This window comes from Bacillus paramobilis (assembly GCF_038096195.1).
Taxonomy (GTDB): Bacteria; Bacillota; Bacilli; order Bacillales; family Bacillaceae_G; genus Bacillus_A; species Bacillus_A mobilis.
Genome location: NZ_CP151108.1, coordinates 3,516,481 through 3,540,192 on the forward strand (window position 1 = coordinate 3,516,481; position 23,712 = coordinate 3,540,192).

Annotated in this window: 21 protein-coding genes and 1 other annotated feature; of the genes, 4 read left to right on the forward strand and 17 right to left on the reverse strand. The window is 35.1% G+C overall.

The genetic code is table 11. The features are described 5' to 3' along the window. Positions 1-106 precede the first annotated feature (106 nt). Together AABL52_RS17925 and AABL52_RS17930 are read right to left on the reverse strand one after the other, a co-directional pair. Positions 107-793 carry a DUF421 domain-containing protein gene (locus tag AABL52_RS17925; protein ID WP_341518106.1) on the reverse strand — a complete coding sequence of 229 codons (687 nt, stop codon included), beginning with the start codon at positions 791-793 and terminating at the stop codon, positions 107-109. Between the two features lie 163 nt (positions 794-956). Continuing rightward, complete coding sequence (locus AABL52_RS17930; protein WP_016088411.1) at positions 957-1,220, reverse strand: CD3324 family protein; 264 nt, start codon at positions 1,218-1,220, stop codon at positions 957-959. A gap of 326 nt (positions 1,221-1,546) precedes the next feature. Here AABL52_RS17930 and AABL52_RS17935 point away from each other — a divergent pair, with 326 nt between their 5' ends. Next, entirely contained in the window at positions 1,547-2,251 is a 705-nt protein-coding gene (locus AABL52_RS17935) for a polysaccharide deacetylase family protein (RefSeq protein WP_341518107.1), read from the forward strand. Between the two features lie 39 nt (positions 2,252-2,290). On the opposite strand, the gene AABL52_RS17940 is transcribed toward AABL52_RS17935, so the two are convergent. Next, positions 2,291-3,628 (reverse strand): sodium-dependent transporter, encoded by a 1,338-nt coding sequence (locus AABL52_RS17940; protein ID WP_001088179.1) that lies wholly within the window; start codon positions 3,626-3,628, stop codon positions 2,291-2,293. 302 nt (positions 3,629-3,930) lie between these two features. Continuing rightward, positions 3,931-4,153: a binding site (T-box leader), on the reverse strand. Positions 4,154-4,372: 219 nt separating this feature from the next. Here AABL52_RS17940 and AABL52_RS17945 point away from each other — a divergent pair. Further along, positions 4,373-6,007, forward strand: coding sequence for a putative polysaccharide biosynthesis protein (locus AABL52_RS17945; protein WP_341518108.1), 1,635 nt, complete (start codon positions 4,373-4,375; stop codon positions 6,005-6,007). A 38-nt stretch (positions 6,008-6,045) separates the two neighbouring features. Here AABL52_RS17945 and AABL52_RS17950 read toward each other — a convergent pair whose 3' ends face one another. The 4 genes from AABL52_RS17950 to AABL52_RS17965 form a co-directional block, all read right to left on the reverse strand. Further along, the gene (locus tag AABL52_RS17950; RefSeq protein ID WP_341518109.1) at positions 6,046-6,870 is read right to left on the reverse strand and encodes a DUF4037 domain-containing protein; all 825 of its coding nucleotides are present in this window, start codon (positions 6,868-6,870) and stop codon (positions 6,046-6,048) included. Between the two features lie 94 nt (positions 6,871-6,964). Further along, positions 6,965-7,477: a GNAT family N-acetyltransferase gene (locus AABL52_RS17955; protein WP_097845727.1), complete on the reverse strand. Its 513-nt coding sequence runs from the start codon at positions 7,475-7,477 to the stop codon at positions 6,965-6,967. 77 nt (positions 7,478-7,554) lie between these two features. Further along, complete coding sequence (cysK, locus tag AABL52_RS17960) at positions 7,555-8,472, reverse strand: cysteine synthase A (RefSeq protein ID WP_000762287.1); 918 nt, start codon at positions 8,470-8,472, stop codon at positions 7,555-7,557. A gap of 10 nt (positions 8,473-8,482) precedes the next feature. Further along, positions 8,483-9,694: an MFS transporter gene (locus AABL52_RS17965; protein WP_193671567.1), complete on the reverse strand. Its 1,212-nt coding sequence runs from the start codon at positions 9,692-9,694 to the stop codon at positions 8,483-8,485. A 222-nt stretch (positions 9,695-9,916) separates the two neighbouring features. On the opposite strand from AABL52_RS17965, the gene AABL52_RS17970 reads away from it, so the two are divergent. After that, positions 9,917-11,557, forward strand: a complete 1,641-nt coding sequence (locus tag AABL52_RS17970; RefSeq protein ID WP_341518110.1) for a peptide ABC transporter substrate-binding protein — start codon at positions 9,917-9,919, stop codon at positions 11,555-11,557. A gap of 41 nt (positions 11,558-11,598) precedes the next feature. Here AABL52_RS17970 and hflX read toward each other — a convergent pair whose 3' ends face one another. Both hflX and AABL52_RS17980 read right to left on the reverse strand, forming a co-directional pair. Beyond that, complete coding sequence (gene hflX / locus AABL52_RS17975; RefSeq protein ID WP_000391882.1) at positions 11,599-12,858, reverse strand: GTPase HflX; 1,260 nt, start codon at positions 12,856-12,858, stop codon at positions 11,599-11,601. Positions 12,859-13,342: 484 nt separating this feature from the next. Continuing rightward, positions 13,343-13,891 (reverse strand): cobalamin biosynthesis protein CbiN, encoded by a 549-nt coding sequence (locus AABL52_RS17980; RefSeq protein WP_341518111.1) that lies wholly within the window; start codon positions 13,889-13,891, stop codon positions 13,343-13,345. Positions 13,892-14,072: 181 nt separating this feature from the next. Here AABL52_RS17980 and AABL52_RS17985 point away from each other — a divergent pair, with 181 nt between their 5' ends. After that, positions 14,073-15,056, forward strand: coding sequence for a ketoacyl-ACP synthase III (locus tag AABL52_RS17985; protein ID WP_341518112.1), 984 nt, complete (start codon positions 14,073-14,075; stop codon positions 15,054-15,056). 87 nt (positions 15,057-15,143) lie between these two features. Here the strand turns inward: AABL52_RS17985 and AABL52_RS17990 are convergent, their stop codons facing one another. The 8 genes from AABL52_RS17990 to AABL52_RS18025 all read right to left on the reverse strand — a co-directional run bounded on the left by AABL52_RS17990 (position 15,144) and on the right by AABL52_RS18025 (position 23,584). After that, complete coding sequence (locus AABL52_RS17990; RefSeq protein ID WP_000567338.1) at positions 15,144-16,412, reverse strand: MFS transporter; 1,269 nt, start codon at positions 16,410-16,412, stop codon at positions 15,144-15,146. Between the two features lie 187 nt (positions 16,413-16,599). Continuing rightward, the gene (locus AABL52_RS17995) at positions 16,600-17,412 is read right to left on the reverse strand and encodes a polyphosphate kinase 2 family protein (protein ID WP_341518113.1); all 813 of its coding nucleotides are present in this window, start codon (positions 17,410-17,412) and stop codon (positions 16,600-16,602) included. A 276-nt stretch (positions 17,413-17,688) separates the two neighbouring features. Beyond that, on the reverse strand, positions 17,689-18,624 hold the full coding sequence (locus AABL52_RS18000) for an ROK family protein (RefSeq protein ID WP_016134135.1): 936 nt from the start codon (positions 18,622-18,624) through the stop codon (positions 17,689-17,691). Positions 18,625-18,643: 19 nt separating this feature from the next. Beyond that, positions 18,644-19,567, reverse strand: coding sequence for a 1-phosphofructokinase (gene pfkB / locus AABL52_RS18005; protein WP_000562122.1), 924 nt, complete (start codon positions 19,565-19,567; stop codon positions 18,644-18,646). A 12-nt stretch (positions 19,568-19,579) separates the two neighbouring features. After that, positions 19,580-20,425, reverse strand: a complete 846-nt coding sequence (locus AABL52_RS18010; RefSeq protein ID WP_341518114.1) for a tagatose-bisphosphate aldolase subunit GatY — start codon at positions 20,423-20,425, stop codon at positions 19,580-19,582. Between the two features lie 4 nt (positions 20,426-20,429). Continuing rightward, positions 20,430-21,593 (reverse strand): N-acetylglucosamine-6-phosphate deacetylase, encoded by a 1,164-nt coding sequence (gene nagA, locus AABL52_RS18015; protein ID WP_001110425.1) that lies wholly within the window; start codon positions 21,591-21,593, stop codon positions 20,430-20,432. A 6-nt stretch (positions 21,594-21,599) separates the two neighbouring features. After that, positions 21,600-22,787 (reverse strand): SIS domain-containing protein, encoded by a 1,188-nt coding sequence (locus AABL52_RS18020; RefSeq protein ID WP_000924259.1) that lies wholly within the window; start codon positions 22,785-22,787, stop codon positions 21,600-21,602. 77 nt (positions 22,788-22,864) lie between these two features. Continuing rightward, positions 22,865-23,584 (reverse strand): GntR family transcriptional regulator, encoded by a 720-nt coding sequence (locus AABL52_RS18025; RefSeq protein WP_000560687.1) that lies wholly within the window; start codon positions 23,582-23,584, stop codon positions 22,865-22,867. Between the last annotated feature and the right edge of the window lie 128 nt (positions 23,585-23,712).

Genomic DNA, 23,712 nt, shown 5'->3' on the forward strand with positions numbered 1-23,712 from the left:
ATCACTCCATACAAATTGTTGATCTAGTTTTATTGTATACAAAGATTCAGCTTTTTGATATGTAAAAGATAACTTAGAAACGAATATTACATACTTCGATTATGTTCTACCGCTTCATTTCCTGACAAAAGAAACCATCGTCTGTTTTCCATTCTGCATATAATACATCTTCAAATTTAGTAATCCCTTTTTTCTTTATTTGTTTATACAGCCATCCTTCATCGAAGCCAGCTTCTCTCAAATTATCTTTCACTACTTTTCCATCACTAATTAATGAAATCGGTAAATATACAGGCTTATGCTTTAAACTTAAATCATTTATAGTGGGTGATTCGTATTTACTCTTTTTCAGAACACTTATGTTCCCATTAGGTTCCAAAATCATATATTCAACTTCTCTGATTGAAAATATGTCTTTTTGTTGCCTAAGCATTTGTTGTAGTTGGTTAATATCCAAATGATTTGAACTTAATTGTTCTCGGTCGATCTTTCCATTACGAATAATAATCGAAGGATACCCTTCAAAAAACCTTCTTGTTCCTCTTATTTTTTGTGTTATCACTTCTATTGAATAAATTAAAATTACCCAAACAAATACTGAATATAAAATAGACCACACTTTAATTTTAGGATCATATATTGAATTTCCAACGAGCTCACCAAGAACGATAGCAGAAATAAAATCAAAAGGGGTTAGCTGAGATATTTGTGTTTTCCCTAGTATTTTTGTAGCAATTAATAGAACAAAAAAGCCAACTAAAAGCTCTATCGTTATTTGTCCAATATGATTCATAAATGTTCCCCTTTCTGCTTTTCACTCAAATGTTCTATATTCTATTTAGTAAAAAAACGGCATATTTTTCTATTATCTTTCCCACTCATACGTAATATATCCAATAGATACAAAGCAAAAAGAGTCTAGTTCAAAATAATATTTGAACTAGACTCTTTTATCTTCATTTAGAATACACTATCTTTTTAATCGTTTCTCCGGATAGAAAATACTCCTCTGCAAGTTGATGAACGGAAATCCCACTTTTAAACGCTTCTTTAATCGCTTTATTTCTTTCATCTAGTTGTTTTCTTCCTCCAGATCGTGTACCCCATTTATAATGTTTCGTTTCTTGTTTTGGAATGTAAATTGTTTCACCTTGTATATACTTTTGAATTTCAATAATTAAACTTTCTGGTAAAACCGTCGCAGCTTTAACGTATTTCATTTCTGCTCGCCCCTTATTTTTTATGGTTCATTTCAATAAGGTGCAAAGCCAAATATAAAAAATGATACGAGCTCATTTAGGCGATTGTATATTACTTATCTACCTCACGCAAAGTATCGCCATTTCCATACTTGGCTTTGCATGAGACGCTGCAGTGTCTGGCAATTGAATTATAATCGCCATATAAACACCTCCTAATATACCTTTTGCATTTTATTATATGATAAATTCCTTCCCCTTGCATCCACATCCTTTTTCAAGCATGAAATTACTTAGTTTGATATAATACTTTTTAGTCCAATCCAAAAGTATAGTGAGGTTGCTTTATGAAAAAGAAAATAATCATTACAATCGTTACATTATTCATTATTACTGTAGCATTACTTGGAACATACAAATTGATGAACGCAAGAAGTTTTCAATTGTTTGGAGATTTAACAAATCGAGTAGAAACAAATGAAAAAGTGATTGCTTTAACTTTTGATGATGGCCCTACGAACAATGTAAAACAAATATTACCGCTACTAGATACATACAATGCAAAAGCTACATTCTTTTTAATCGGCAATGAATTAGAGCAAAACCTATCGTTAGGAGAAGATATCGTACAATCCGGACACCAAATTGGAAACCATACATACTCTCATAACAGAATGGTTTTTAAAACACCTTCTTTTATTAAAGAAGAAATAGAAAAAACGAATGCATTAATCCGCCAAACAGGATATACAGGCGAAATTGATTTTAGACCACCTAACGGAAAAAAGCTAATTGGTCTGCCCTATTATTTAAATAAAAATAATATCGAAACAATCACATGGGACCTTGAACCTGATACTTTTTATAAATCTGCTGCTGATAAAATTGAGTATGTTAATAAAAGTGTAAAACCAGGTTCTATCATTTTACTGCACTCTATGTATGATGAGTCTAATGAAAATTTACAGACCATTGAAGGTATTTTAGACTCATTATCTAAGAAGGGCTATCAGTTCGTAACAGTAAACGAACTGCAAAAAAGAGCAAAGTAAAAAGGTAGCGTATCATAGAGCGATACGCTACCTTTCTTTTTAAATAATGCCAAGTACATTTAAGAATACGATAATAATCGCGATTGGTGCGATAAAGCGAAGTAAGAATAACCATAATACGAACAGTTTATAGCCTTTATTTTTACTTACACCAAGCTCTTTCATTAATACATCTTTCTTCATTTTTAAAGGAACAAAGATAGAAACTAATAAAACACCAAGTGGCATTAGTACGTTACTCACTGCATAGTCCGCTAAATCAAAGATTGTCTTTCCGAAAATCTTCAGATCACTTAATATACCAAATGATAATGCTGATGGTACTCCAACAACGAAGATTAATAACCCTACGATTAAGGCCGTTTTTTCACGTTTGCCTTTACCTTTTGATGTTAACGACGCAACACTAATTTCTAGCATAGAAATAGCAGATGTAATCGTTGCGAAGAAGAACAGCAATAAGAAAATAACGAAGAACACTTTTCCGAACGCCATTTTACTGAAAATAGCAGGTAATACGATAAATAATAATCCTGGCCCTTGAGATGGTTCTAATCCAAATGCAAATACAACTGGGAAAATTGCAAGTCCTGCAAGTAATGTAATTACTAATGTTAAAGCTACGATAGAAAATGCTGAACGCGGTAAACTTTCTTCCTTCGGTAAGTATGAACTATATGTTACCATTACTGCTACACCGACCGATAATGAAAAGAACGATTGACCCATCGCATATAAAATAACTTCTGATGTTACATGTGAGAAATCAGGTTGTAAGAAGAAACGAACCCCTTCTCCCGCGCCGTCTAATGTAAGAGCACGAACAATTAATACAAAGAATAAAACGAATAGCGCTGGCATAAAATATTTATTTACTTTTTCAACACCGTTTTGTACGCCTTTACTTACGATAAAAATTGTAATAAGTATGAATAATAACTGTGCTCCTACTGCTAAATAAGGATTGGAAATGATTTCACCAAACGTAGCTTCGTATGCGCCATTTCCTTCCCATAGTCTACCTGTAATTGCATTCCATAAGTATAATAAAATCCATCCCCCTACAACACTGTAGAATGAAAGTAATATGAAACAAGTTACAATCCCTAATTTCCCTAACCATGGCCATAATGTTTTTGGTGCGATTTCTCTATACGCATCAACGGCCTCTTTTTGTGTACTTCTTCCGATAACGAATTCAGCTAATAATAGCGGTAAACCAATTAATAATGTGAAACCGATGAAAATAAGGAAGAACGCTCCGCCTCCTCCGATACCGGCCATATATGGGAATTTCCAAATCGCCCCAAGGCCAATTGCTGAACCTGCTGCAGCTAATACGAAACCTAATTTCGATGTCCATTGCTGTGAATTCATTTGTTAATCTCCTCTCTGTCTCTTTTTCTTTGTTTCAGTTCAGTATTTATATTGTTCTATCAATACTCTTTTCTAATACGTTCACTTCCTCCCTAATCATAAAAAAACGCCCCTACGTAAATACGTAGGGACGACAAAAATATCGCGGTACCACCCTAGTTATGAAGATACAACAAAGTTAGGACCTAAATAAAAAACGTCCCTACGCAAATACGTAGGGACGATAAATTATCGCGGTACCACCCTAGTTATGAAGCCACAACAAAGTTAGGACCTAAATAAAAAACGTCCCTACGTAAATACGTAGGGACGATAAATATCGCGGTACCACCCTAGTTGTGAAACAATCTTCACCACTTTATTTGATAACGGTATAAACTACCGTCTTTCATTTCCTCATAATGTGAGATTTATGAAAGATGCTCCAGGACGAACTTCATGAATAATCTATATACTGATTCACACCAACCATCAGCTCTCTGAAATAGGGAGATATTCACTACTATACCCTTTCATTGCCCAAATATTATTTTCCGAATTGATTACTATCATTTTTATCATACATTAAAAATAGTGTCAACTTATATTTTGAATTTTATGTATTACATTCTATTTAAAAATGTAAAATATGACTTTTAAATGAATAATATTAGAATATTTATGTTCCATACTATATTAACTACTCTAACAGGTTTATAGTAGTATACGATGAATGCAAGACAGCACGAGTAGGAGGAAAGAATTTTGTCTACTTCAAAAGTTTTAAAAGGTACTGCTTTATTAAGTGGTGCAACAATGATATCACGTATATTAGGTTTTATATACTTCTTCCCTTTTCAATTATTAGTCGGAACACAAGGGGTCGCTTTATATGGATATGCATACTCTTGGTACGGTATTTTATTAAGCTTCTCAACTGCCGGTATTCCTATTGCCGTTTCTAAATTTGTTGCAAAACATAATGCGCTCGGTGATTATAGTACAAGCAAAAAATTATACAACTCAAGCGTAAAATTAATGCTGTTTATGGGCTTTTTAGGGTTTTTAACTTTATTTATTGGAGCACCGTACATATCACAATTTATTATTCGCTCAAAAACGCCAGATCCACAATTTATCGCTGACGTAACACTTACGATGCGAGCATTAAGTTTCGCACTTATTATCGTACCAGCTATGAGTGTTACACGTGGTTATTTCCAAGGTTTTCAACATATGAAACCAAGTGCCGTTTCTCAAGTCGTAGAACAAATTGCGCGCGTTGTTTTCATTTTAGTTGGTAGTTTTATCGTCTCAAAACTATTAGGAGGTTCAGTCGCCTCTTCTGTTGCAGTTGCTACGTTTGGCGCTGTTATCGGAGCACTTGCCAGCGTTTCGATTTTAATGGTGTACTGGAAAAAATATAATAGATTAAAGCCTCCCGAAGGAGAATTAAAGTCAAGGGCATCGAATATCCCATTAAAAAATATTTATATGGAATTACTACGATATGCAATCCCAATTGTATTTGTCGGCATTGCAATTCCGCTCTATACGTTAATAGATCAATATACTGTAGCTGATGTCCTTAGAGCTATGGGAGAGCCTTTAGAAACAGCGAATGCAGTTTTCGCTTATATAACGAACTATGCCCAAAAGTTAATTATGATTCCAGCTTCACTTGCTACTGGATTCTCGTTAACGATCATTCCGGCAATAACGAAATCTTATACAAGCGGGAAACTAGAAGAATTACAAGAACAAATTGCAAAGATATTTCAAGTCTTGTTATTCTTCACTATCCCAGCTGCATTCGGTCTTGCTAGTATTGCTTATGATGCATTCCGTATGGTTTATGTAAATCCTGAAATTGCACTTGGTGGATCACAATATTTAATTTCATTTGCACCTTCTGCTATATTAAGTGCGATTTTCACAGTTTCAGCAGCTATTTTACAAGGAATCGATTATCAAAGAAAAACGATGATTGCTTTCTCAGTCGGTATTCTCGTTAAAGTTTTAGTAAATACACCGCTCTTACATTTATTTGGTGGACACGGTGCTGTACTTGGAACAATTCTTGGATACCTCGTTTCCAATGTTATTATGTTGTACTGCATCATTAAGTTTGCGAAATTTAATATTAGTGAAACAGCAAAAACAGTACTTCTTATTACAATTTACTCCGCAGCAATGTCTGCTGTTGTAATTGCATTAAAAGCTATTTTAAAATGGTTAATTCCTGGACAATCTTATATGGAATCACTTCTCATTGTTGTTATATGCGGCGCTGCAGGAGGAATTGTTTACCTTTTATTCGTCCTAACGAGCGGACTTGCTTCACATATTCTCGGTGATAGGATTCAGCGATTACCCGTACTAGGTAAATTAGTCAAATAAAAAGAAGGGATGTAACGCATTGTTACATCCCTTCTTTTCTACTTCGCATATTGAATATGTTTTTGTTGTTCAGCAATATGTAATTCTGGAGCATGTTGTTCTACTAAATATAATAACTCTTCGATTAACACCTCTAACTCCTGTACACTATACTCCGGTTTCCCTATTAACGTATTCGCCATACGCTCATATAAGTTTTCAGGCTTAATACTCATTCGTTCCACATTATTCGGCATCCATTTAAACGCCGGGTGATGCACATACATTCGGTTTAAACCAAATAAGACCCCAAATATATTTCTTTGTACTTCACAAATAACATCATATAACATAAGCCAGTCTTTTCGTTTTAAAAGCGCCTCTCGATTATGCCAGCGATTGCTTAACCAAAGATTTTCTGAAATCATCTGTTTCGCAAGGTCTTCTGGATATGGTACCACTCTATCTTTTAATTCATTTACTTTCTCGTCTCCATACAAACTAGCACCGTCATGAACGGATGATACGATACATTGTTTTTCATAACTTATATCATATTGATCCACCACATCCGAAATAACTTTCTCTACTGTTTCTGTTAAAAAGTTACTGATTTCTAATTTAATTCCCTCTTTTGTCAAATATGTTTCCGACCATTCTTCTTCCTCGTAAGGATGATATGACAAAATTGTTCCACCAATATGATTAATAGGCCCTTTACGATCCTTATCCTCTGGTGGCGTTGACCACAATATATGTAATTCTATATCTGAATGTTCATCTTCTAACTTTCTAGCTACTGAACCTGCTAAAATAACAGCCTCCACTTTCGGATTCTTCCTATAAATCTCCGACATTTCTATTGCTTTCTCTTTTAATCCCACTTCATTTCCCCCCTAAAATTGCAGTACACCTTTACTTTTTCATTTATCTATTTCGATATTGCGCATTGTATTCCCTTTTCAAAGTTCCACTAAATCATATTTCTACCCAATAACGCTGAACAATTTCACCAGTATGAGAAGAAACTACTTCATTTTCTATCACACCACCAACCTTTTGAATCGTTTTAGCCGAAGCAATATTAGCTTTATCACAAGTTATTAACACTTTCTGCAATCCTAATTTTTGTGTTTCATATAATGCGAGTTTCAATTGTTTTGTCGCGTAACCTTGGCGACGTTTATTCGGATGAACACTATATCCAATATGACCACTTTCCCTCAATAATTCTTGGTTTAATCGTTTTCTAATATTCACAAAACCTATAAGTTCTCCTTGTTCAACACTTAAAAATTGACTAGAAGGTACTCGATTACCTTGTAAGTTTTCTCCCAGTTCCTGTTTACTCACTTTTTCAAACCATTTATCAAGTGAATCAAAATTTTGTAAAGAACTACTGCCATGTGGTTGTTCATCTGCATGTAAAAATGCCTCTCGATACTCCATAATTTGTTCGCTAAATTCATATGTCGGTTTTAATAGTTTCATTGTGTTTCTCCTCTCTTAATAACCTATAACAAACCCCTTAATAGCACTATTTCACCATTAAGGGGTTTCTATCATTTTCATTCAAATAATCCCATACTCAAATACCGTTCTCCCGTATCAGGTGCAATACATAAAACTTTTTTACCAGCGCCTAATCGTTTTGCTATCATGATTGCTGCGTAAACAGATGCTCCAGACGATGGCCCAACTAATAACCCTTCTTGTCTAGCTAAGTTTCTCATTGTCGTTAAAGCCTCTTCGTCTGCAATTTGAATAATTTCGTTATACACTTCTGTATTTAAGTTTTTCGGGATAAACCCTGGACTTGTTCCTACTAGTTTATGAGGACCTGGAACACCGCCTGATAAAACGGGAGATCCTTTCGGTTCTACTACTGCAATATATAAGTTTGGTAGTTTCTCTTTTAACGTTTCCCCAGTCCCTGTAATCGTCCCACCAGTTCCAGCTGTTGCTACAAATGCATCCAGCTTACCATCCATTTGTTCATAAATTTCAAGTGCAGTCGTATAACGATGAATATTTGGGTTTGCTGGATTTTCAAATTGTTGCGGAATAAAACTATTTGGGATTTGCTTTTGCAGTTCTAACGCCTTCGCAATTGCTCCTGGCATTCTTTGTTCTGCTGGTGTTAAAACTACTTCTGCACCATATGCTTTCAATAAATTTATACGCTCTTTTGACATATTATCTGGCATAATTAAAATCGCTTTATATCCTTTAGCAGCTGCATTCATCGCTAAACCAATTCCTGTATTACCACTTGTTGGCTCAATAATTGTATCACCTGGTTTGATAAGACCATTCTCTTCTGCAACGTGCAATAAATTATAGGCAGCACGGTCTTTCACACTGCGTGACGGATTAAACATTTCTAGTTTCACATACACATCCGCTGCGCCTTCTGGTATAAATTTAGATAATCGGACAACAGGTGTATCTCCTATTAATTCTGTAACATTTTCACATAATTTCATAGTGCATCCCCTATTCTATCGTTTTCTTATCACTTGGCAATAACCAAGAAGTAAGTCCAATTAATGGTAGACAACTGCATAGTAACATAATGAATTGTAGACTATATATGTCAGCTAATTTCCCAAGGACTACAGAACCTAAAGCGCCGAGTCCAAACGCAAGCCCTACAATTAATCCAGATACCATCCCTACTTTTCCAGGAACAAGCTCTTGCGCATAAACAACAATTACACTAAAACTACTTGAACTAATAAAACCGATACATATAAATAGCGGTACGACCCACACGAGCGAAACGTGAGGTAATAACAGGGCAAGTGGCGCCGAACCTAGCATTGAAAATACAATAATTGTTTTCTTTCCAAATCGATCTGCTAATGGACCACCGAAGAAAGTTCCTAATACACCAGCAATCATAAATGCAAATACGAAATACTGAGCATTTTTTATAGATAAACCATAATGCTCAATTAAGTAAAATTGATAAAAATTCCCGATACCAGCACCGTACCAAGAGCGTACAAAAGTAAGAAAAACAAGAAGTAAAATAACAAATTTAATATGTGTACTTACAATTGCATTTTCCGCCTCAAGCGCAGCCCTCTTTTTTCTTCTCACAGCACCAGTAGCTAATTCATTCCTATACCAATTTGATACGAAAATTAATAATACAATCCCTACCGCTGCAAATGCGGTAAAACCTAAAGAGCCAATTTGGCCGAGCGGAACAAAAATTAAAGCTGTAAAAATAGGAGCTAGGGAATTCCCTGTATTTCCTCCCACTTGATAAATCGCTTGCGCTAAACCTCGTTTTGCACCGGCTGCCATATAAGCAACTCGAGCACCTTCTGGATGAAAGACTGCGGAACCTAATCCGATAAATAAAACAGAAATAATAACAATAATAAAATTCGGTGCAAATGCAAGTCCGATCATCCCAAGCATACTCGAGAACATACCGAGGGGTAATAAAAATGGTGATGGCTTCTTATCCGAATACATACCAAAAACCGGTTGCATAATCGATGATGTCATATTTAACGCAAACGCAATCCACCCTACTTGCATATAGGATAAATTCATCGTTTTTTCCAAAATAGGAAACAACGCGGGCACAACTGCTTGCATCGAATCATTTAAAAAATGACCGAAACTAATCGCAAATAATATTCGATATATTGTCGGTGTTTCTACTGTGTTTTTTTGCGAAACTGCCTGCATATATGAATCTCTCCTTCCTGTACAAAATATATATTTATTACAGTAGGTGTAATAAATTCTGACTTTTGAAACATTTCTATTCTATACTGGTTTCATTTCTTTTTCCAGAAATATCACTTCTTACATAATATATTTTTTCTATACGTTTTATCGGATTTATTTATAGAAATTTTCTATATTTTCTTTTATACTAAGGCAGAGATGAAGGAAAGGATGACAACTATGAAGAAAAAAACAAAAGGGATCGTTGCACTCTCAATCACATTATCTATGTTTTTAACAGCATGTGGTCAAAAACAAGAGGCAACAACTACTGGGGAAAAGAAAAAAGAATCTTCAAAACAAGTATTAAATATTGTAGAAGCTGGGGAAATTTCTACACTTGATTCGTCTATCGCAACCGATGGGTTTTCTTACGCTGCATTAAACAACGTAATGGAAGGATTATATATGCCTGGTCCTGACAATAAACCTGTTCCTGCGGCAGCTGAATCATACAAACTGAGCGAAGACGGAAAAACATATACATTTACATTACACGATTCAAAATGGTCAAATGGTGATCCAGTAACTGCTCATGATTTTGAATATGCATGGAAACGTGCCGTAAATCCAGAAACTGTTTCTGAATACGCACATATTATGTTCGATATTAAAAACGCTGAAAAAATAAATAAAAAAGAATTACCAATTGACTCATTTGGTGTAAAAGCAATTGACGATAAAACGTTAGAAGTACAGTTAGAACACCCTGTTCCATACTTTTTAGGATTAATGGGATTTGCAACATTTTATCCTCAAAACAAAAAGGTTGTAGAAGCGCAAGGTAAAAATTACGGGCTTGAAGCTGCAAATGTAGTTTATAACGGGCCGTTCCAATTAAGTGAATGGAAACATGATACAAGTTATAAAATGACAAAAAATCCGAACTACTGGGATAATAAAAATGTGAAGCTAAATGAAATCAATGTAAATATCGTAAAAGATACTTCAACAGCCGTTAATTTATTTGAAAGTAAACAAGTGGACCGAATTACGATTAATTCAGAGTTTGTTGATAAATATCAAAAAGATCCGAGCTTAAAGAAAATGGAACGTCCTTCTATGACATTTTTCCGATTTAGCCAAAAAAATCCTTTATTAGCAAACCAAAACGCTCGAAAAGCTATTTCGCTTGCTTTTGATAAACAAGGAATCGCAACAACAATTTTAAATAATGGTTCTATACCTGCGAATGCATTCGTTCCGAAAGGATTTGTAAAAGGACCTGATAATAAAGATTTTCGCAGTACAAGTAATGTAAAAGTAGAAACAAATGTGAAAGAAGCTAAAACACTATGGGAAACTGCGAAAAAAGAAACAAATTTACAAAACGCTTCTCTTTCCATCATAACAACTGATGAATCTAACGATAAAAAAATTAGCGAGTTTTTAAAGGGTGAACTAGAGAAAAACTTACCAGGATTAAAAATCACATTACAGCCCCTTCCAGTAAAAGCATTTTTAGATCGTGAAGGGAATGGTGACTATGACATTTCACTTTCTACATGGGGGCCAGATTATCCTGATCCTACAACATTCTTAAATATGTTTGTCACTGACGGACCGTTTAATAAAATGAGTTATTCAAACAAACAATACGATGAATTAATTGAGAAAACGAGCTCTACTTTAGTAACTGACTTACCAGCACGTTGGAAAGCGTTCCAAGATGCTGAGAAAATCTTACTTGAAGATGATGCGGCTATCGCTCCAATCTTCCAATCAGGACTTGTATATTTAGAACGTCCAACAGTAAAAAGTGTTGTTGTTCGTCCATTTGCAGGAATTTATTCTTATAAGTGGGCCTCTATTACAGAATAAGAAAAAGGCGATCCTAAAACATATTAGGATCGCCTTTTTTATTAAATTGCAAAACGCTTATACTTTTCGTAATCGCTCGTCTTACATTCTACTTCTAGTTTCGTACCTTCGTTTTCATAACTCGTAGATAGAACGTGCGCATGATTATTGAAATAAGAAACTACCTGTCCTTGATCATACGGAATTAACATTTCACACTTCGTATACTCTTTATAGATGTGTGAGCGAATCATTTTTACAAGTTCTTCAATTCCAACGTGTTTCTTCGCTGATAAATAAACACGGTCTTCTTGTACTTTCGGAATTTCAACATCTACCATATCTGATTTGTTATAAGCATAGATTGTTGGGATATTCTCTACTCCAATTTTCTTTAACGTTTCATTGGTAATATCAATTAACTGTTCGTAATTTGGATTTGCGTAATCTACAACGTGAATAAGTAGGTCCGCTTCCGCTACTTCTTCTAACGTTGAACGGAATGCTTTCACAAGGTGATGCGGTAATTTGCTTACAAATCCAACTGTATCCGTTAATAAAAATGATTTGTTATCTGGTAAATCAATATTTCGCACAGATGTTTCTAGCGTCGCAAATAACATATCTTTTTCAAATACTTGTTTTTCTTCTGTACCATTGTAAATTTCAAGCATCGCATTCATCGTCGTTGATTTTCCTGCGTTCGTATAACCGACTAATGCTACAACAGGTACTTCATTTTTCTTACGTTGCTTTCGCTGCGTTTGACGCTGCGCAACAAGAGCTTCTAAATCTTTATTTAAAACTGAAATCTGTTCTTCAATTTTACGACGATCTAACTCTAATTTCTTCTCACCGACACCTTTATTTTTCGTACCTACTCCGCCGCTCTGTCTTCCTAATGATTCACGAAGCCCGATTAAACGAGGCATCATATACTGAAGATGCGCTACCTCAACTTGCAACTGCGCTTCTTTCGTTTTCGCACGTTGCGCAAAAATATCTAAAATTAATATGGTACGGTCAATTACTTTACAATCTAAATCCGCTTCTAAATTTCGAATTTGTGAAGGAGACAATTCGTCATTAAAGATTACCATATTCGCATCTACTTCATTTACGTAGGCTGCTACTTCTTCAATCTTTCCTTTTCCAATATAATGTGATGGATTTACTCGTTGTAAATTTTGCGTCACTTGCCCAATTACCTCTACATCACAAGCTTCTGCAAGGTTTGTTAGCTCTTCCATTGAATATGCAAAATCATCTTCATTACCTAAATTTACTCCAACTAAAACTGCTCTTTGTAATAATTCTTCCATATATTTATTCCTCCATTTCGATTACGTAAAATAAAAAACACAGGTTACTGCCTGTGTTTTCGTAAACGGATAAGGGTTCACCAAAGAAATAGAAGAAAGTTATACTTTCATCCTATCTCATAGTCAAAAAGTCCCATGATCATATAACGCATCCACAATAAGTGTTCACCTATACGATCTCATTCTATTTATAAAGGCAAAACAAAAAGAGGGCGTATTCGTCCCTCCCTCTTTTTCACATATAAGCTTAATAAAGGGTTCCTTTAAAATAGGCAGACCAATCCCGTTCACTCTGTACACAGACAGAGCCTTTGAGCGCTATTCAATTATTGGCACAAAGTATTGAGACGTAATCTGATTAAGATCAAAGGAAGCCCCTCCGTTCATTTTAAGTTACATAAAGTGTAGCATAAGTAATTCGCTTTCACAAGATTAAACCACCTATAGAAACAGAAAGAAAATCTTTATATATTTACTTTAATCGTCATTTTTTGCACGTTCTTCTTACAATAAAAATCACAAGAACTACTATCAGTAACAGACCTACAGAAAGAGTAACAACTTGCCACCAGCTTAAACCGTTCAACATGCCACCTTTTAAATCGACTTTCTTCGTCGGAACAGATTCTTTTGCAATTTGACTTAAAGCCACTTTGTCCGCTCCTGCCTCATCTAATCTCTTCGTTCCACTACACATAGATGTCTCTAAGTTTTCCTCTCCTCTATAAGAAGAAAAGACTAAGTACTCTCCCCCCTCCGCAAAAGGAAATGTACAACTACTAAAACTTGTATATACAATCACTTGCGAAGAGCTTGTCCCTTTCCAAATTCTCTTCACTTCAAATAATGTTTTCATTTTTCCGTCCTTCTCTTGAACCTCTAATACCTTACCTTCAAACACTACATCATTGTTTTGTAACTTCTCTTCTGGTGATGCTTTCACACACTCACAAGCGTAAGACTTCTCTGGTAAAATAAAATAAGTAAGGCTGCAAATTAAAACTAGAGACAATACATATACGATTCTTTTCAAGAATCTCAAACCCCTTCATGATCAATTTTAGAAGCTTTCCGTATATTATTTGGACATCACTCCTCAAATCCCTTTTCGTTTTATTAAAATATAATGATTTCCACAAACAAAAAATCTTTATTGACATTTTTATAACCTGATATTAGTATCAGATTATAAAAATGAGTTAGGAGATGTTCCTATGCATTCTAAATCTCGTATTACTGCAATCGGTACTTATGTCCCAGATCAAATATTATCTAATAACGATTTAGAGAAAATGATTGATACGAATGATGGATGGATTGTACAAAGAACAGGAATGAAGGAAAGACGAATCGCGAGCGAAAACGAATACTCCTCACACTTAGCCATTAGAGCAATTGAAAAGTTATGTACAACTTTTAAAAAGAACTTAGAAGATATAGACTGTATCATCGTCGCTACAACAACCGCTGACTATGTTTTTCCGAGTGTCGCGTGTCAAATACAACAACACTTCAACATACCTCATACAATAGCATTTGATTTAAATGCAACTTGCGCTGGTTTCACATATGGCCTGCACGTCGGTAATAGCTTAATCACTTCTGGATCACACGAAAAAGTACTTGTCGTAGCAACAGAGACATTATCTAAAGTTACTGATTACAGCGATAGAACGACTTGTATTTTATTTGGCGATGGTGCTGGAGCTATTTTATTAGAAAGAGATGAAAACAAACCGAGCTTTATTGCTGCTCATATGGGAACAAATGGGCACGGTGGCATTCATCTATACCGAACAAACTTATCTACTACTATGAATGGTACACCACTGCAAACAAATGAAAAAATCGTTCAAAATGGGAGAGAAGTATATAAATGGGCAACTCGCATAGTACCAGCAGGCATAAAAGAACTATTACATACCGCAAATATGAAAATAAATGATATAGACTGGTTTATTCCTCATAGTGCTAATTTAAGAATGATTGAATCTATTTGTGAAAAATCTCAAATTCCAACACAAAAAACATTAACGAGCGTGGAATATATGGGGAATACATCTTCCGTCTCTATTCCACTCGCTCTAGATTTAGCTAGAAAAAAAGAAAAATTAAATAACGGAGACACACTTTTACTATACGGATTTGGCGGTGGTCTTACGCATTTAGGCCTTATTGTGGAGTGGGATTTAAACTAACATTTTTCTTTTATATAACTAACTACAAAAAAGCTGCATTCAAAGATTGGTTACCTCCCTTTGAACGCAGCTTCTTTTATCTTAATTTTATTTACCTGTCCGAGCCCATATCACAATTGGAATAAGCATGAAAGCTAAAACTCCTCCAGCTAATGACAATGCCGCATAACTTGAATTCGCTACTACCATACCTGACATGGCTCCGCCTGAAGCTCCAGCTAGCGCAATAAATACATCTATTTTCCCTTGTGTTTTTGCACGTGTGGAAGGTATAGTTGCATCAACAATTTGAGCAGTACCACTTATTAAACCGAGGTTCCATCCTAATCCAAGTAAAGACAAAGCAACGATTAAAAGTATTAAAGAGTCGCTCGGCGCTAACGCAGCTATGACACCTGCTGCCAGTAAAATTACTCCACCAGCTATACTCATCGTAGTTCTTCCAATTTTATCAATTAGCATTCCCGTAACGAGAGATGGAAGATACATTGCACCAACATGAAAACCAATCACAAGCCCTACTTCACTTAATTCATGACCGTGGTGTCCCATATGAACGGGTGTCATCGTCATAATTGCAACCATCACGACTTGTGTAAGTATCATTACGATGGCTCCAACAGTAATACCTCGTTTGTTTTCTGTCGCTTCTTCTGTTACTGCTTGCCCTTTATATGTATGTTCTTGTTTATATGTTTCTATTATATTTGCAATAAGTAACGGATCTGGACGAAGCATAACAAAAAGGACAAGACCTGCCAGTATAAATGCAGCTGCTGATAATATGAATGGACCAGCAAGTTCAGGAATTCCAATTGAATGAGCAAACCTTCCCATTACTCCTACTAAATTCGGACCTGCGACTGCACCAAAAGTCGTCATTACCATAGTAATACTAATAGCAGTTGCTCTTTGCTTCTTATTCGCTAAATCTGTTCCAGCATAACGCGCTTGTAAATTCGTAGCTGTGCCCGCGCCATATATAAGTAAAGAAACTAGTAAAAGAATAATACTATTTGTTAAAGCTGCCACTACAACTCCAATAGCCCCTAGTCCACCTACTATAAAACCTCCTGCAAGCCCTATGCGGCGACCATGTTTTTGCGATAACTTCCCAACAAAGAAAGCTGCTACCGCAGATCCCATTGTAAACATAGCTGCCGGCAATCCTGCATATGCATCTGTCCCAAGCATTTGCTGCGCAAGAAGTGCACCTACTGTAATGCCAGCAGCTAACCCTGCTCCGCCGAACATTTGTGAAATACTTACGATTAGTAATGTTCTTTTGTATAATTTTTGTTGTTCTTCTTCTGTATATATATGATTACTTATTGAAGCATCTGCTGTATCTATCATTTTCTCACCCTTTCTATAAAACTAATACCTCTTGTTAATGTACTATAGAACAACAAAATCCCCAAATTTAAAATACTAAAATTTATTTATACATGTAAAGAACCCCACGGTTTATGTTTTCCCATTACCGAGGGGTTCCCAAACTTACAGGGTAACTCTACTTTATATTTCATATGTAAACTCTGTACTATTTTACAACTGCATCTTCATTAGTTGCAAAACCCTCTGTCTTTCCCTCTTTTATTTCATAATAATACGCAGGTAATTCTATATTATGTTCTAAGAGATAATCCTCAATTAATGAAATAATCACTTTCAACGTTTTCAATCGAGCATATAATTTATCGTTACTCGCGATAATTTGCCATTTCGCATTTGGCTTATTTGTTTTTTCAAACATGTCTTCCATTGCTTCAACATACTCATCCCATTTTTCACGGTTGCGCCAATCTTCGTCTGTAATTTTCCATTTTTTCAAAGGGTTGTTCTCTCTATCTTTAAACCTCTTTAATTGTTCATCTTTACTAATATGATAGAAGAACTTTCCGACTATATAATGATCATCTGTTAATAGTTTTTCAAAATCATTAATCTCATCATATGCTCTCGTCCACTCTTCCTTTGTAGCAAAACCTTCAACACGCTCAACTAACACACGACCGTACCATGAGCGATCAAAAATAGTAATTTGCCCGTACTGAGGTAATTTCCGCCAGAAACGTTGCAAGTAATGGTACCGTTTTTCATGAGGTGCTGGTGCTCCAATTGGATTTACTTGGAACCCACGTGGATCAAGGTGTTCTGTCACTCGCTTAATCGCTCCGCCTTTTCCAGCCGCATCCCAGCCTTCCATAACGAGCATCACTGCGATTTTTTCTTCTTTTACTATTTGCTGTAATGCTAATAAGCGCCTTTGATATTTTTCAAGTTTCTTATTGTACTTAGATTTCGATTCAATTCTTTTCGTTACATCTACTTTAGCAAGAATTCCATTTTCCATAAAACAAATCCCCCTTGTTGTATGACAATGTTATTTCAACATTTTTTGGAAATTATTTCATGATTATATTCCTTTTGACTTATACTTCAAATCGAAGACCGAAATGATAAATCACATCCGTAAATACTTTATAGTGCATCATTAACGAATGTATATTCCCCTTAAATCCCAAAATAAAAACAACCATCACCTTCTACATAAACAAGATGATGGTTGTGTGAATTGAATAAAAAAGCTCTACACATGTTAACTATTCTCGATAAATACCTTCTAAGATTATAGATTATATATTTCACATCGATTCAACGCTACATAACAAGCTCCATATACACCAGCATCATTATGTAATGATGCTAAAACGATTTTCACCTTATTTTGATAGATGTCCATTATTTTGTCATAGAACCTTTCTTGAATTTGTTTCAAAAATGGTTCACCTTGCTCTGTAATACCTCCCCCAATAATAATTAATTCGGGGTTAAATATATAAGTAATATTTACTAAACCAGCAACAACATACTGTAGAAACTGTTCATATACATTTTTTGCCAATCGCTCTCCTCTGTACATACGTTCTATAATTTCTTCACCTGTGATTGTGCCTATCTCTAGCCCTTGAATTTTGGATGCTTCTTTATACTGACGGATCAACGCCGAAGTCGATGCATATCTCTCATAACATCCCTCTCCGCCACAACTACATTTTTCTCCATTATGAACAATTATCATATGACCAAGCTCTCCTGCTAGCCCTTTCACTCCCTGAAGCATTTTGCCATTTGTAATGATTCCACTACCAATCCCGGTTCCAAGTGTGATTAAAACAATATGTTCTTTCCCCCTCCCTGCTCCTTTCCACATTTCACCGAGGCAAGCTGAACGAACATCATTTTCAACTATCGCCACATACCCTGTCTCACTATAAATGTAATCTGCTATTTTTGTACCGCTATATCCCGAAATATTGGCAGAATACAGAACTTCCCCTTTGATATTATCGATAATCCCACACGATGATACACCTACAGAATGAATTTTATAGCTCTTTTCAAACTCATATATTACTTCACAAATACGATACAAAATTTCTTTCTTTTGATTTTGTACTGGTGTTGTTATTTTCCCTTGTTCATGTACTATTCCTTGTTCATCAATCATTGCATATTTTATAAAAGTTCCTCCAATATCAAAACAAGCAACGTACTTCCCCATATTTCTCCCCTTCCTACTTTTAGACAATTATAATTTCATTATAGAAATTCTCTACATTTTTAAGCTGTATGTAACCTGTTATTTCCTCAGCTGCGTTAGCCATTCCACACGCCACTGAAAAACGAAGTGCATCCTTTATCCCATACCCCTTTGCGAGTGCTAACGTTATTCCTGCAACCATTGCGTCACCTGAGCCAACAGCATTGATAGTTTTTATTTCTGAAATAATTGCCCTTATGCTTCCATCTTTTGTAATAAGTATCGCTCCTTCTCTTCCAAGTGATAACAAAACATACTGCACGCCCCTCTCGCAGATTTTAGTTGCTTCCGCAATCATTTCTTCCTGTGACACACGTTTTTTTTGAAGCAACTGGCAAATTTCTTGCCTGTTTGGTTTAATTAAAAATGGTTTTCCTTGTATGCCATGCAATAATGGTTCTCCACTTGTATCTAATATGAATTTTTTACCATTTTCAGCTGCCTTTTGTGCCAACTGCTGATAAAATGAATTTGGAATACCCTTAGGTAAACTTCCCGATGCAACAATAAACTCAAAATCTTTTACTATCCTTTCATATTTTTTTATAAAAAGAGCTATTTCATCCTCTGAAATAGCTGGTCCTGCTTCTAATACTTCAGTAGCTGACGCAGATTTTTTTGTGATTAACGCTATACAATTGCGAGTTTCTTCTTTAACGGAAACAAACTCATCAATAATTGATAAATCTTTCAAGTTTTTTCTTATAAACTCACCATTACTACCACCAAGTAACCCGGCTCCAGTTACTTCTTCTCCTAGCAAACGAAGTACTCTCGATACATTAATGCCTTTTCCACCCGCAGTTTTTTCATAGTCTTTCGTGCGATGTACTTTGTTTAGTTTTAATTCTCCTAATTCATATCGCATATCAACAGATGGATTCAATGTAATTGTCGCAATCATAAGAATATCTCCTTACACACGATTTAAACTTTTGCACATCTTTATTTTATCTGCAACAACCAGTTTCATCGCCATAATTGCATCTGAAAAATATTTACGCGGATCATTTTCTTCTGGATGAGAAAATAAATAATGACGTAATGCTGTTCCGAATGCAATTTTTAACTCTGTTGCGATATTCACTTTACAAATTCCTAAACGAATCGTTTCTTGCACTAAACTGTCCGATAATCCGGAGGCACCATGTAATACAAGGGGAATATCAACTTGCTTTCTAATATTTGTTAATCTTTGTAAATCTAATTTTGGTTTCCCTTTATATAGTCCATGTGCCGTTCCAATTGCAACTGCCAATGAGTCAATATTTGTACGTTCTACAAACTCTTTCGCTTGGTAAGGATCTGTATAAATTGAGTTTTCCACTACTATATCTTCTTCTATTCCTGATAATTGCCCTAACTCAGCCTCTACTGTTACTCCATATTGTTTTGCATACACCGAAACTTCCTGAACAATCTGAATATTTTTTTCAAATGGATGATGCGATGCATCAATCATAACAGAGCTAACTCCTAAATCGATACAATTTTTAATATCACTTATATCTTCATGATGATCCAAATGTAGACTAATTGGTATATCATATCGCTTTCTCGCTGCTTCAATCATATGCAAAAGATATTCTTTTCCCATATATTTTATCGTGCCTGGTGTAGCAGCTATAATAACAGGTGACCTAAGCTCTACTGCTGATTCAATTACCGCTTTTAAAGTTTCTAAATTATGAATATTAAAAGCTGGTACTGCATAGCCCTGTTCTTGTGCATTTCTCAGTATAAATTGATTTGAAACAAGCATACTCTCAAATCCTTTCTTTTTTCTTTTTATATTTCATTTCTCCACCAACAACTGTTCCTATAAGATTTAAATCCTCTGTTAATATAAGAAAATCAGCTCTTTTCCCTGGTGCTATACTTCCAATTTCATTATCTACTCCAATACTTTTAGCAGGAATTAACGAGCCCATATGAACACATTCCCATAACGATGCATTTGTCCATTTCTCCATATTCTTCACACCATCAATAAATCGAAGTGTACTTCCTGCTAAAGAACCTGCCTCTGTTCGGGCAATGCCGTCTTGCACTTGGACAACAAATTCTCCTAAATTATATGTGCCATCCCCTAATAAGCCCGCTCGCATACAGTCACTAACTAAACATGTTTTGTCGTATCCTTTACATTTATATAAAATATTCACTACACTTGGATGTACATGATGTCCATCTGTAATGATTTCACTATACGCGTGCTCGGTTGAAAGTGCCGCTCCAACAACGCCAGGTTCACGGTGATGTAATCCTTTCATTCCATTAAACGTATGCACAAAAATCGTCGCTCCTGCTTGAATCGCACTCTGGCATATCTCATAGTTTGCATTCGTATGCCCAATTGCTACACGGACATTCTTTTTCACAGCATGACGTATACAAGCAATAGCATCTCTTCTCTCTGGTGCCATTGCAATTTTTTTAATTGTCCCTTCTGATGCAGCAATCCATTCCTCTAACATTTCAACGGTTGGATCAATAAAATATTTAGGGTTTTGTGCACCTTTATAGACCTCCGTAAAACAAGGTCCCTCAAGAAAAGATCCAATAATACTTGCCCCTTTCACTCCTCTTTTTTTTGCATGAGCTATATTTTTCAAAGCTCCCATTATATTTTCCGAAGAATCAGTTAATGTTGTAGGCAAAAAGCTCGTAACACCATTTTCCAATAACTTAATAGAGATATTGTTTAACGATTCATATGTGCTATCCATGACATCATGTCCCGCTACACCATGAATATGTGTATCAACAAATCCTGGAGAAATAATTCTACCTTCAAAATCCATTACTAACGCTCCGTCTACTATTTCTTCAACATGTTTTAGAAAGTATCCATTTACAATATGTAAATATCCACTTTCACGAACACCATCTTCTAGTAGATATATAGCTGCTTTGACGTAGTAGTTCATAAATTACTATTCCTTTCCTTTATAAGGATGTACTGTTACCCCTTGAACGATACGATTTACACTTCCACTTGGACAAGGGTTATCTGGAGTAATCCCTAATGCAATTGATTTATATAATGCTAAAATTTGTCCGTATAATATATAAATAAACGTAATATACATGTCATCTTTTAGATTTCGTCCTTCATTGCATAAAAACGTATTACAATGTCTCCTTGCTTCTTGATTATCTTGATGTGCTATAACAATAATCTCGCTCCTTTCTTTCTCTTGAAAAATCTCTTTTAATAAATCAAGATCATATTTTTTCGTATACTCATCATTAGATAAAAATAATACAACAACTGTATCCTTATCTAAAATTGATTTCGGTCCGTGCCTAAACCCAAGGGGGGTGTCAAACATAACTGGGATACGACCAGCAGTTAACTCTAGAAATTTTAAAGCAGCCTCTCGAGAAAGCCCTTCAAATACGCCTGATCCTAAAAATACAATTTTACGAAATTCCTTTTCTGCAATTCGTTGAATTTCCCGTTCTTGTTTTTTGATAACATCTTTTCCTATTCTTACAATATCCATAATGCTAGATTCTAAAAGATGGGGATGATTATAGTTACATAACATAAGTGCAGTTAACATCATAGAGGTAAAACTTCCTGTCATCGCGAACCCTTGATCATTTGCCTTCTGTGGCATATACATAACAAAAGCGTTCTCCTTATGTTGAAACTGCTTCGCTAAATTTCCTTCTTCATTACATGTTAAAATAATATGATAAACTGAATGAATAATTTGTTCTCCTAATTGCACTGCCGCTACACTTTCTGGACTATTTCCAGAGCGAGCAAAAGATACTAAAATTGTTGGGATGTCTGGCTGAAGATAGTAATAAGGACTTGAGACTATATTTGTTGTTGGAATACTTTCAATATGCATTTTCTTTAAATCTGTTATTCTTTTTATATATGGAACAATTGTGTCTCCAACAAAAGCGGATGTCCCTGCACCAGTGAAAATAACTCTCACTCGTTCATGCTTTCTTGAAATACTTGAAAAGAAACCTATAATTTCATGATGCTTGCTTTGAAAATTCAAATATACTTGCTCCCAAAGATCTGGCTGTTGTGCAATCTCTTTCGCTGTAAAACATGCTCCATATATTTCTCTTATTTCATCATTTGCATGTAATAACATTTGAGAACCCCCTTAATATTAGTTCATATCTTATCACGTCATCATTACCAGTTGAATTACAATAAGTATAACCATACTTATTGTAATTCAACTGTGTAAGTAAATTTATCTCCTCTTGCAATGGTCTGTGTGTATTCGATTATATTTTCTTTCGCATATGCAATCCGTTCTAGAGATAAAGATGGTTCATTCTTTTCAACTTGTAGCCATGTTGCATGCTCTTTTTCTGCTGCAATCGCTTTGAAACTTTCCACCGCGCGCGTGATATGGACTTGATATTTTGTACGAAAAATCTCGTACATTGGTGTTTCTTCTAATTCTTTCTTCGTTAAATATGGAAAGAACTTTACAGGAATATAAGATGTTTCAAATAGCATCGGTTCTTTATCAGCTAACCTTAGTCTTGTAATTTGATATACCTCTTCTTCATGATTAAGATTCATAATTTTCGATATTTTTTTATCGCAATGAATTATGGAAAATGATACGACTGTTGATGATGGAACCTTTCCAAATTTTTTCATTTCTTCTGTGAAACTATAAAAACGAACCAGGCTTTGATTAAATACACGAGGTGAGACAAAACTCCCTTTACCATGTTTTTTATAAATATATCCTTCTTTTTCCAGTTCTTGCATTGTCTGTCTTACTGTCGTTCTACTTACATCATGAATCTCACATAGCTCGCGTTCTGATGGAAGCTTATCATGTTCTTGTAAATTCCCAGTTTCAATTTGTTCCACAATAATATCCATTAATTGGTAGTATAATGGTGTTCGATTATCTTTTGCAATCATGTTTTACTCCCTCATCTATAAAGTTGTTATAACCAGTTTATGGCTATTATATCGAATGAAAATAGGAATTACCATCACTTTCTCACATAGAAAGATAAGCTTATTCCAACTGTTAAAATTTACTTTAA